The following is an 11,030-nucleotide window of genomic DNA, read 5'->3' as shown; positions in this document are numbered from 1 at the left end:
GACCGACGACCCTGAGGACGCAGTGCTCCCATGACCGCCCTTGATGACACCCCCGTCACCGGCGAACCCGCGGCCATCCCGCCAAAGCGCGCCGAATTCCTCCGGTCCCACGACCTCTTCGTGACGCGTGTGATCGCCGCGTGCCGTCATGCCGGCGAACAGCAGGCTCTCCGCCGCGCCCTGGGCAAACCCGTGAACGAGGTCCCCGCACGCACTCACGCCGTCCTGCTCAAGCCGCGGCAGACCGAGGACGACGGACCCGACCTCCCGCTCGTCCCGTACGAGGCGGGAGACAAGCGCCCGTTCTACGCGGTCGCCGCCCTGATCGCGGCTCGGCCGCGCGCCCAGCGAATGGACACCGGCACACCGCGCGACGACGAGGAGAAGGACCACTCCGCTCCGGCCGCCGACAAGGGGCCCGGTGCAAGCAGCTTCCGTCCGGGCGGCACCACTCTCGGCGAGAGCCTCGCCTTGGCCGTCACGCGTCGCGATGACGCCATCAAGGAGAAGGGCGCGGAGAACAGACTGCACTTGATGGTCCGTCAGGACGTCGAGGGTCTGCATCGTATGCTGCCGTCCGTCGTCCGCCTCGTGAGCGGCGCGGGCGTGCACGTCGACTACGCCCGCCTCCTCAGAGACCTGCGCGCCTGGCCCACGTACCGCGACGATGTCGCCACCCGCTGGCTGGAGAGCTACTACCGCACTCTGGGTGCCGAACGCGAGAAGGCGAAGGCCGTCACGGACCGCTGAACCGTCACCCGCACCGCCGAACCGCCGGACCGTCATACCGCCCAGCCGACACGACCGCCGCCCCGGCACACCGACCGCTCCATCGCGCACGAAGGAACTCCGCTCATGAACACCTCGATCACCCGCGCCCGCTTCCTGGACGTTCACATCCTCCAGACCCTGCCCTACAGCAACGTGAATCGTGACGATCTTGGTTCGCCGAAAACCGTCACCTTCGGAGGGACGACTCGAACGCGCGTCTCCAGCCAGGCGTGGAAGCGTCCGACCCGCAAGGCAGTGGAGGAGTTGATCGGCGAGAAGGCCCTGCGTACGCGCCGGCTGCCGATGCAGGTGTCCACGCTCTTGAACGAGGAGCGCGGATGGCCCGCGGAACTCGCGCAGTTCGCCGGGGCGCAGGTGGTGATCTCCACCGCCGGCAAGCTCGCGCTCGACAAGGAACGGGACAAGGCCGACCAGGCCACCGCTTCACTCCTCTTTCTCCCTGAGGACGCCGTCGGCCGGCTCGCCGACATCGCCGAGCAGCACCGCGCCGCACTGGAGAAGGCCATCGGCACGAAGGCCACCGCCAACAAGCCGGTCCTGCCCAAGGACGAGGTGCACGAGGTGCTGCGCTCGCGCAACGGGTCGATCGCCCTGTTCGGCCGGATGCTCGCCGAGATCCCCGGCGCCGGGGTCGACGGCGCCGTGCAGGTCGCTCACGCCTTCACCACCCACAGCACCTCGGTCCAAGGCGACTTCTTCACCGCGGTCGACGACGTGGACCAGTGGGCCCAGGACGCCGGTAGCGCGCACATGAACACCGCCGAATTCAGCAGCGGCGTCTTCTACCGCTACGCCACCATCGACCTGCGCGACCTCGCCTCCACCGTGACCGACGCGGCCACCGCCCGCGAGCTGACCACGGCGTTCGTCTCCTCGTTCATCAGCTCCATGCCGAGTGCGAAGAAGACCTCGACGGCCCCCCACACCATCCCCGACCTCGTCCACGTGAGCGTGCGCGCCGACCGGCCCGTCTCCTACGCCGCCGCGTTCGAGAAGCCCGTCTCTCCCGGCGAGGGCGGGTGGGCGGCCCCTTCGCGCGCCGCACTCTCGGCGTACGCGCAGAAGGTCACCGTCCTCCTGGGCAGCGACGCCCTGATCCATCGCGCCTACGCCGGCATCGACCCCAGCGCCCTCGACGGACTCGGGGACCGTGCGGAATCCTTCCCGGGCCTCGTGGCCGGCGCGGTCGACGCGGCATGGAAGACCGAGGCCGTCGCCGCATGACCGGCCTCCTGCTCCAGCTCGGCGGGCCGCTGCAGTCCTGGGGTGAGCACAGCGAATTCACTGACCGTGACACCGCCGCGCACCCCACCCGCTCCGGTCTCATCGGTCTCATCGCCTCCGCCCTGGGCATCACCCGTGACCAGGCCCACGACGGGGCGGACCCTGGCGCCGCCGGAGTCCCCTTCGCCGATCTCGCCCGCCTCCGCTTCACCCTTCGCGTGGACCGGCCGGGAACCCGACTGCGCGACTTCCACACGGTCGGTGGCGGATTCCCGCGCCACCGCACCGTCCCCACGGCCTCGGGTGCGCGTCGCCAGGTGGAGTCGGCCACCGTCGTGACCAATCGCCACTACCTGGCCGACGCCGTCTTCACCGTCGCCGTCACAGCCGAGGGCCCTGGCCATGCGGAGCTGCTCGCCGACTGCGGCTCGGCCCTGCGCCGCCCGCACTGGCCACCCCACATGGGCCGGCGCTCCTGTCCGCCCGGTGCCGTGTTCGTGCTGCGGACCGACGTCGACGACCCGCTGACGGAACTCTTCGCCCGCGTGCCCCTGGCCCGTCCCGCGTCGGACGCGCCCCCGCACGTGCACTACACCTCCGACACGCCCTTTCCGCCCCAAAGGGCCGAGGCCACAGGCCCGCAGGCGGTCGTCACCGTTCTCAACGACGACCCCGTACGCCTCACCGCGCACGACCGCCGGTACCGGCAGCGCCCCGCCTACGCGACGGTCCGCCCCTTCACAGGACCCTGCGGCGGATACGGCACCGACTACCTGGCCGCCCTCGACACCTATCTCAACGGCCCGACCACCGGGGGGACTCCATGACAGCCACGCCCATTCCCGCGCCCCGAACCGCGTACGCCGAGGAAGCGGTGCCCCAGGCGTGGCTCACCCGCCTGGTCCTCAACCCCGCCCATCGCCAGGTCCACAGGGATCTCGGCAACACCGCCCTCCTCCACCGGCGTGTGATGTCGCTGCTCCCGGACGGCCTCGGCGACAGCCCCCGTGCCACCGCCGGCGTCCTCTTCCGCCTCGACACCGCCCATGTGGGGCCGCCCGTCCTGCTCGTCCAGACCCGCGTCGCCGTCGACACCGTCCGTCTGCCGAACGGCTACGCCGAGACGCAGACCCGCGACATGACGCCCATGCTCACCGCACTGCGTCCTGGACTGCCCGTCCGCTACCGCTTCCTCGGCAACGCCGTCCGTCGATGCGGTCGCACCAGCACAGCCGGCTCCTGGAAACAGGCCATCCCGCTGAGCGGCGAGGACGCCGCCCGATGGTGGGCCGATCGCGCGTCGGCCTCGGGCCTGGCCTTGCGCAGCCTCCTGCCGAGCACCAGCGACCCCATGACCGCCTACCACGCGCCGGCCTCTCGGCGGGGCGGAAGGGGAGCGGGGACCTCACCCAGGCAGGACAAGGACATCCGGGTTCCCTACGCGGCCACCCTCTACGAAGGTGTGGCCGTGGTCCGCGACCCCGTCAAGCTCCGCGTCGCCCTGCTGGCCGGGATCGGCCGGGGAAAGTCCTACGGCTGCGGGCTGCTCAGCCTCGCCCCCGCACCCCTCGACGGCTGAACCGGCTTGCGGGAACCTACGACACACCACGGCAGCCCCGGACCGTACGCGACCGGTTGCCGTCCCTCTCAGGAGTAACCGCGCCATGCCCTCCCCGCACGACAAGAAGTCCGCCCGCCGCCGGATCGCCGCGCCCACGCTCGCCATGCTGCCGAGGGTGGGTGATTCCCTCTCATTCCTCTACGCCGACGTCGTGCGCATCGTCCAGGACGACACCGGCGTCTGTGCCGAGACCACCACCGCCGACAACGAGACCACGCGCGTCTACATCCCCACCTCCGCGCTCTCCTGCGTCCTGCTCGGGCCCGGCACCTCCATCACCCAGCCGGCCCTGGCCACGTTCGCCCGCCACGGCACCACCGTCGTGTGCGTCGGGTCCGGTGGCGTGCGCTGCTATTCCTCCACGGTCCCGCCCGCTCTCACCACCCGGTGGCTGGAACAGCAGGTTCAGCACTGGAGTGACCCGGTCCTGCGTCTCGATGTCGCCCGTCGCATGTACACCATGCGCTTCAAGGTCCCGGTCCCCGCGGGCACCACGCTCCAGCAACTCCGCGGACTGGAGGGGCAGCGGATGAAGGCCCTCTACAAACTCCTCGCGCAGCAACATCGCATCGGCCGCTTCCGCCGCAGCTACGACCCCGACTCCTGGGACTCCCAGGACCCCGTGAACCTGGCGCTCTCCTCCGCCAATACCTGTCTCTACGGCATCGTGCACGCCGCCCTCACCGCCCTCGGCTGCTCCCCCGCCCTCGGCTACGTCCACCAAGGAACACAACTCGCCTTCGTCTACGACATCGCCGACCTGTACAAGGCCGAGCTGACCGTCCCTCTCGCCTTCTCCCTGCACGACCGTCACGACCCCGAGGCCGCCGCCCGCCGGGGCTTCCGTGAACAGCTCCGCCTGTACAAGCTCCTGCCCCGCATAGTCGCCGACGTCCAGAGCCTCCTCGCCCCGGACGAGGCCGAGCCACTCCCCGACGGGCACAGCGTCCGCATGGTCAACCTCTGGGACCCACGTGCCGGTTCGGTCGCGGCCGGCGTCAACTACGCGCGCGACGCCGACGGATCGCCGACTGAGGACGACAAGCCCCTGCCGGACTTCTCCGACCCGGCGGTCCCTCCCGGTGAACAGGACCCCAATCCGCTCTGACCGGACTCCTCCCCTCAACGAACCCCGGCTCCGTCCAGTCCACCAGGGAGAGACCTTGCCGATCATGACCGTCCTCGCCACCACCGCCGTTCCTGATCACGTCCGCGGAGCACTCACACGCTGGATGATCGAACCGACTCCCGGCCTCTACGTCGGAACCCTCTCCGCCCGTGTTCGCGAGGAACTCTGGTCCGTCGTCACGGCATCCATCGGCACCGGCGCCGCTGTCCTCCTTCACCCTTCCCCGACCGAACAAGGGTTCACTCTTCACACCGCAGGTGAACGCCGCCGGATTCCCCAGGACTTCGACGGCCTCACCCTCGTCGCCTTCCGTCCTGACGACGACGGAGACGAGGCGGTGGCGGATCCCTTCTGAATCCGACGCCGACGGCCGTCCACCGCGTCGAGCCGCGCGGGGAATCCTGTTGCTGGCGGTGTTGTAACGCGCTCTTCCGAGCCATTGCGGCGGCAGGATCGAACCGAACCCATGCCCCTTGCCCTGCCCGCCTCATGCCGCACCACGACACCGAGAACACCCTCGCGATCCGGCGCACCTCCGCCCCCGCGCACATCACGAAGCACAACTCGCCCGGTTCGTGCGCCTCGCCTCACCACAGGCCCACCCGGCAGCGCAGCGGAAATGAACCGTCCGGCACCGGGTCACACGGTGCGATCGGTCAGCTTGCTCCTGCTCTTGACGAGGACAAGCTGACCAGCCACTCCTGTCCCCCTGAAAGCCAGCGCCGTCTACAGTGCATGCCATGCCTGCCACTCACTTGCCACCGAGCACCGCCCCCGGCAAAGAAACAGCAAAGCCCTTCTGACAGTGCAGGTCAGGAAGGGTGCTCTCCGCGCGAGCGGAGGTGGTCCGAGCACCTGACCGACCGGGCCAACCTGATCAAGGTGCTCTCCGCGCGAGCGGAGGTGGTCCGGCGTCCAGCAGCCACGTCACCGTCTCGACGGGGTGCTCTCCGCGCGAGCGGAGGTGGTCCGCCCCCAGAGCCGCACAGGACCGCTCAGAGACGGTGCTCTCCGCGCGAGCGGAGGTGGTCCCTCCTGCCTGTGACCCCTCAGCAGCCGATGATCGTGCTCTCCGCGCGAGCGGAGGTGGTCCGGCGCCCCCCGCGTCGTGCGGGGGGCGCCTTCGGTGCTCTCCGCGCGAGCGGAGGTGGTCCTCCGATCGGAGCCCTCCGGGCCCGGGTGCTGGTGTGCTCTCCGCGCGAGCGGAGGTGGTCCGTTCGTCACTCACTGGCGGCCCCTCCCTTCGTCGTGCTCTCCGCGCGAGCGGAGGTGGTCCGTCACCTGGGTCTCCGTCATGACCGGAGACCCTGTGCTCTCCGCGCGAGCGGAGGTGGTCCGTACCGCAGGGTGGTCTCCGGCCGGTAGACGGGGTGCTCTCCGCGCGAGCGGAGGTGGTCCGGCGGAGGCCGAGGGGTTCAAGGTGTGGGGAGCGTGCTCTCCGCGCGAGCGGAGGTGGTCCGCACAAGGTGGTCGTCTGCCACGGCCTCGACGAGTGCTCTCCGCGCGAGCGGAGGTGGTCCCTGGCGGGGCGCCCCACACCTGCGTCCGTTGTGGTGCTCTCCGCGCGAGCGGAGGTGGTCCAAGCGGTCGGGTGCTCTCGCAGTGCCGTCGCCAGTGCTCTCCGCGCGAGCGGAGGTGGTCCGGCATGATCATCTCCGTGTCATAGGTTGTCATCGTGCTCTCCGCGCGAGCGGAGGTGGTCCGCTCCTGTGGGCCGGTCAGCTCATCCAGAACCGGTGCTCTCCGCGCGAGCGGAGGTGGTCCGGAGCCGTCGACTACATCGCCGACGTGCTCGCCGTGCTCTCCGCGCGAGCGGAGGTGGTCCGCATGCCGACAGGCACCTCCAGGCCGGCCGCCAGTGCTCTCCGCGCGAGCGGAGGTGGTCCGGCGAACCCGTACGCGTCGATCCCCTCGACGCGGTGCTCTCCGCGCGAGCGGAGGTGGTCCGCCCCTGCGCCCGTACGAGTTCCAGGTGGACGGGTGCTCTCCGCGCGAGCGGAGGTGGTCCGCCCGGTCGGTTTGGCCAGCACCGCCGCCGCGGGTGCTCTCCGCGCGAGCGGAGGTGGTCCAGGACCACCGAGAGATCACGACCTCGATCAACGCGTGCTCTCCGCGCGAGCGGAGGTGGTCCAGTTCGGGGCGCCTGACCTCGCCCTCCTCGCCGCGTGCTCTCCGCGCGAGCGGAGGTGGTCCGGCGGAGGCGGAGAGGGCCGCCGGGAGCTAGATGTGCTCTCCGCGCGAGCGGAGGTGGTCCGACCGGGCGCACGCTGGCCAAGCACGGGCACAAGTGCTCTCCGCGCGAGCGGAGGTGGTCCGCGATGGAGACTGCTCACCTAACCCACGGGCACGTGCTCTCCGCGCGAGCGGAGGTGGTCCGGCGTGGGCGGACGCGTGGCAGGACACGCACGGGTGCTCTCCGCGCGAGCGGAGGTGGTCCGCTCTACGGCGTCCGCGGCCGTGACGACCTCGAGTGCTCTCCGCGCGAGCGGAGGTGGTCCGTGGACGAGCATTCTGTCCCGGGCGAAGTCCGCGTGCTCTCCGCGCGAGCGGAGGTGGTCCCCGACCGGACCGTCCGCACCCACCTGGCCGCCCGTGCTCTCCGCGCGAGCGGAGGTGGTCCGCACCCCTAGGGGGCTTCGTTATGCCGTGAGGCGTGCTCTCCGCGCGAGCGGAGGTGGTCCGCCGATCCGGCCCGACGACCCCCGCCTGAAGGGGTGCTCTCCGCGCGAGCGGAGGTGGTCCGTTCGCGACCAGCAGACAGGAAAAAGCGAACGAGTGCTCTCCGCGCGAGCGGAGGTGGTCCGTACTGAACCAGCCAACCAACCAGATCCGGTCCGTGCTCTCCGCGCGAGCGGAGGTGGTCCGTCGGACAGCCGCACCTGGTGCGGGGCGCTGCCGTGCTCTCCGCGCGAGCGGAGGTGGTCCGCCGCCGCCCGCCCAGTAGCCGTCCGACGTGTGCTCTCCGCGCGAGCGGAGGTGGTCCGCGTCCTCGGCGGCCTGGCCGTGGCCGCCCTCGGTGCTCTCCGCGCGAGCGGAGGTGGTCCGATCGATCGGTGTGACACTCATCGCCAGGGAAGGTGCTCTCCGCGCGAGCGGAGGTGGTCCGGTCTCCCCCCCGGTAGGCCCGGTCCAGGATCGCGTGCTCTCCGCGCGAGCAGAGGTGGTCCGCCGCTCTTGCTGATGGCGGAGGCTGTGGGCGTGTGCTCTCCGCGCGAGCGGAGGTGGTCCGACTCCGCCTGTTCCAGATCCTCAGATTGCGGCGTGCTCTCCGCGCGAGCGGAGGTGGTCCGACTCCGCCTGTTCCAGATCCTCAGATTGCGGCGTGCTCTCCGCGCGAGCGGAGGTGGTCCGTAGTTGGTGTCGAAGCCGAAGTGCACGCGGCCGTGCTCTCCGCGCGAGCGGAGGTGGTCCGTGCCTGGCCTGGAAGCCGGTCCTGGCGTAGGTGTGCTCTCCGCGCGAGCGGAGGTGGTCCGACGACTGGCTGAACAGCGAGGGGCAGCGCATCGGCAGACGCATCCGCGACGTCCGTGAGTCCCGCAACCTGACCCAGGAGCGGGTGATCCTCGCGGTGCCGATGAACAGGGCCCACTACCAGGACATTGAGGCCGGCCGGGCGAACCCGACTTTGCGACCGCTGCTGCGTATCGCGCGGGCCATCGGGGTCCCTGTGCACGAGCTGGTCAGCTGAGCGGCTGCCCTGGCGGGGGATTACGGGGGCGGCCGCTCTCCCGCGCCCGGCGCTGTCGGCAGCGAGCCAGGAGCGGGGGGCTCGGCCGACCTACCGCCGCAGCCACCGTGGCATCGACTCCGGCGCGGTCTGCTGCGGCGCGGGAGGGGTGCACGGCCAGCGGTGACGGTGTACCGGGGCGGCCACCCCCGATCCGGTCTCGATGTCCGTGGTGTCGAACTGCTCACCGGGCTGGATTGGCGTGGCGCAGTGGTCGCAGATCATCAGGCGCTGGCCCTTCTGAGCTTGGGCTGCGGGCACGCCACGATGTGCGCGAACCCGCGGAGCGGCCGGGAGAATCCGATCGCGTTGACCGGCCTGCACCGCTCCGCCCAGGTCATCTCCTGGCCGCACGAGAGGCACGTCATCGGCTGCCTGCCGGCCGTCCGCCGGACCTCCGCATAGTGGAGGCGCAGCACGTCGGCGTAGACGCACCGGGCGTCCGCCCGGCAGATCTCGCATGACTCGCAATGCTCGTACCACTGGGCCCGGATGGTGTGCATGTCGGTGAGCGCCTGGTGGCAGCGGGCGCAACTGTGCGGGCGGAACGTGCCACGGCCTCCGAGGTCGACGCGGGCGTCATCGGTCAGGGGGGCGACGCACCAGACGCATACGGTTCCGGTGACCTGCTCCGCGGTGAGGGCCAGGCCGGGCGGGACTTCGAGAAGGAGAACTGAGGTGATCTCTGCTTCGGTCACTGGCTGCCCTCCAGGAGCAGGAGGTGCAGGGTCCTGTTGATCTGGCAGATGTGCGGGTCGTCGGTGCACTGCTCGCACAGCGGAGTGTGACGGGCGAGGGCGCGGCGGGCGCGGTCGCTCACGCAGCTGCGGCAGGAGCGCGGGAACCAGGCGCGGTCTGGGGTGGCGTGCTGCTCGCCGAGGTTGACGGCGGCGGCCACGCTCAGGGGGCCGTCCGCGCACCAGACGCAGTCCGCGCCGCGGGACTGGTCGTCGGTGAGGCCGTCGAGCGTGGGCAGATCCAGCAGCCCGCGCGCGTCCGCCGGCAGCTCCAGGACGCTCACCGCAGTGCCTGGTCAGATGTGGGAGTGGTGGTCATGAGGCGATGGTGGCCGCCCGGTCCGGACGCGCGGCAGTGTGTGCAGAGGGTGGGCCGCATTGCGTGATTCACACACTGTGTGAACCAGGGGTGGTTAGGCTCCGCACACTGAGTGAAACAAGGGGCACGCTATGGAACCGAACACCCTCCTGGACGCCGCACTGGACGAGGCCGGGATGTCCCGCAAGGGACTGGCCGCCCGCGTGAACGCGGCGGGCCGGGCCCGGGGCCGGACGATGCGCTACGACCACAGCTCGGTGATCCGGTGGCTCAAGGGCCAGCGGCCCCGCAGCATCGTGCCCGAGCTGATCTGCGAGGTCCTCGGGGAGCGTCTCGCCCGCCCAGTCACGCTCGACGACATCGGCATGGGCACCGCCACCGGGCAGCCGGCCACGGCCACCCCGCTGGGCGAGTTCATCGAGCGCTCTACCGCCCTGTGGCGCGGAGACATGCAGCGGCGCGCCGACCTCCAGGCCGCCCCAGTCATCACCGGGCTGCCCGCCGTCGGCCCCGTTTGGGAGTGGGAGAACCCGCCGGACGACGCGGACGTCTCCCGGGGCGGCATGCCCCGCGTCGGCCTGTCCGACGTCGACCTGCTGCGTAGTGCCCGCGGGCACTACGAGCAGATGTACCGGAAGGCCGGCGGCGTAGCGACGCGCGCCCGCGTCCTGCGGTTCCTGACCGCGGAGGCCGCCCCGCTGGTGCGCGGCGCCTACACCGACCAGGTCGGGCGCGAACTCCACCGCGCCACCGGCGGCCTGGTCGCCATCGCCGGGATCTGCTCATACGACTCCGACGCCCAGGGCCTGGCCCAGCGCTACTTTCACCAGGCCCTGCGTCTGGCCAAGGCCAGCGGTGACCGGGCGTTCGGCGGGTACGTCATCGCGCTGCTGGTCAACCAGTCGCTGTTCATGCGCGAGTACCGCCAGGCCGTCGCCTTCGCCGAGGCCGCTGTGCGCGCTGCGGGCCACGCCATCTCCCCGGCCCTCGCCTGCGACCTGCATGCCATGCAGGCCAAGGCGTTCTCCCGGATGGGCGACCAGAGCGGCGCGCACCGGGCGATGACGCTGGCCGAGACCGCGGCCGGACAGATCCGCCCGGCCGAGGAGCCCGACGAGACCGGCTACGTCGGGCCCGGCCTACTCGAAGCGAACCTGGCCGACGCCCTCATGCGGCTCGGCGACACCCGGCCCGCCGAGGCATACGCCGCCGAGGCCGTCGCCACGCAGACCCACGCCCGCGGCCGCGTGCACCGGCTCGCCACACTCTCCGACGTCCAGCTGCGCGCTGGCGCCGTCGACCGCGCGGCCGAGACCGCCGCCACCATGCTCGACACGATGCAGGGCATGGAGTCCCGGCGGCTACAAGGCCGGCTGACCACGCTGCGCCGCAGCATGGCCCGGCTCGGGAGCCGGGCGACGGCCGATGTCGTCGACCGGATCGACGACATGCTGCGCATCCCGCTGTAGCCGGTGTGCTGG

10 protein-coding genes and 1 CRISPR repeat array are annotated in these 11,030 nt (G+C 71.3%); of the genes, 8 read left to right on the top strand and 2 right to left on the bottom strand.

Annotation, left to right across the window (positions count from 1 at the left end; genetic code table 11):
- Positions 1-30 precede the first annotated feature (30 nt).
- The 7 genes from casB to R4Z62_RS21270 all read left to right on the top strand — a co-directional run bounded on the left by casB (position 31) and on the right by R4Z62_RS21270 (position 8,454).
- Positions 31-750 (top strand): type I-E CRISPR-associated protein Cse2/CasB, encoded by a 720-nt coding sequence (gene casB, locus R4Z62_RS21300; RefSeq protein WP_491520628.1) that lies wholly within the window; start codon positions 31-33, stop codon positions 748-750.
- 105 nt (positions 751-855) lie between these two features.
- The gene (gene cas7e / locus R4Z62_RS21295) at positions 856-2,016 is read left to right on the top strand and encodes a type I-E CRISPR-associated protein Cas7/Cse4/CasC (RefSeq protein WP_355483058.1); all 1,161 of its coding nucleotides are present in this window, start codon (positions 856-858) and stop codon (positions 2,014-2,016) included.
- Complete coding sequence (gene cas5e / locus R4Z62_RS21290) at positions 2,013-2,843, top strand: type I-E CRISPR-associated protein Cas5/CasD (RefSeq protein WP_491520627.1); 831 nt, start codon at positions 2,013-2,015, stop codon at positions 2,841-2,843. Before cas7e ends, cas5e begins: the two co-directional genes overlap by 4 nt.
- Positions 2,840-3,595, top strand: coding sequence for a type I-E CRISPR-associated protein Cas6/Cse3/CasE (locus R4Z62_RS21285; RefSeq protein WP_389601095.1), 756 nt, complete (start codon positions 2,840-2,842; stop codon positions 3,593-3,595). The genes cas5e and R4Z62_RS21285 overlap by 4 nt, the downstream gene beginning before the upstream one ends.
- 85 nt (positions 3,596-3,680) lie before the next feature.
- Positions 3,681-4,745, top strand: a complete 1,065-nt coding sequence (cas1e, locus tag R4Z62_RS21280; RefSeq protein WP_491520626.1) for a type I-E CRISPR-associated endonuclease Cas1e — start codon at positions 3,681-3,683, stop codon at positions 4,743-4,745.
- 55 nt (positions 4,746-4,800) lie between these two features.
- Entirely contained in the window at positions 4,801-5,121 is a 321-nt protein-coding gene (cas2e, locus tag R4Z62_RS21275; protein WP_026252078.1) for a type I-E CRISPR-associated endoribonuclease Cas2e, read from the top strand.
- A 466-nt stretch (positions 5,122-5,587) separates the two neighbouring features.
- Positions 5,588-8,239: direct repeats of the CRISPR family, unit length 29 nt; unit sequence GTGCTCTCCGCGCGAGCGGAGGTGGTCCG.
- Positions 8,240-8,247: 8 nt separating this feature from the next.
- On the top strand, positions 8,248-8,454 hold the full coding sequence (locus R4Z62_RS21270) for a helix-turn-helix domain-containing protein (protein WP_026252077.1): 207 nt from the start codon (positions 8,248-8,250) through the stop codon (positions 8,452-8,454).
- 263 nt (positions 8,455-8,717) lie between these two features.
- Here R4Z62_RS21270 and R4Z62_RS21265 read toward each other — a convergent pair whose 3' ends face one another.
- Both R4Z62_RS21265 and R4Z62_RS21260 read right to left on the bottom strand, forming a co-directional pair.
- Positions 8,718-9,191 (bottom strand): hypothetical protein, encoded by a 474-nt coding sequence (locus R4Z62_RS21265; RefSeq protein ID WP_491520625.1) that lies wholly within the window; start codon positions 9,189-9,191, stop codon positions 8,718-8,720.
- Positions 9,188-9,514 carry a hypothetical protein gene (locus tag R4Z62_RS21260; protein WP_355483048.1) on the bottom strand — a complete coding sequence of 109 codons (327 nt, stop codon included), beginning with the start codon at positions 9,512-9,514 and terminating at the stop codon, positions 9,188-9,190. The genes R4Z62_RS21265 and R4Z62_RS21260 overlap by 4 nt, the downstream gene beginning before the upstream one ends.
- Positions 9,515-9,680: 166 nt before the next feature.
- On the opposite strand from R4Z62_RS21260, the gene R4Z62_RS21255 reads away from it, so the two are divergent.
- Positions 9,681-11,018 carry an NsdA family TPR-like regulatory protein gene (locus R4Z62_RS21255; protein WP_491520624.1) on the top strand — a complete coding sequence of 446 codons (1,338 nt, stop codon included), beginning with the start codon at positions 9,681-9,683 and terminating at the stop codon, positions 11,016-11,018.
- Positions 11,019-11,030: the final 12 nt, after the last annotated feature.

This window comes from Streptomyces sp. PL-25, assembly GCF_058344915.1.
Note: the sequence above shows the minus strand (reverse complement) of the source record. Positions and strands in the feature narration are given on the sequence as shown.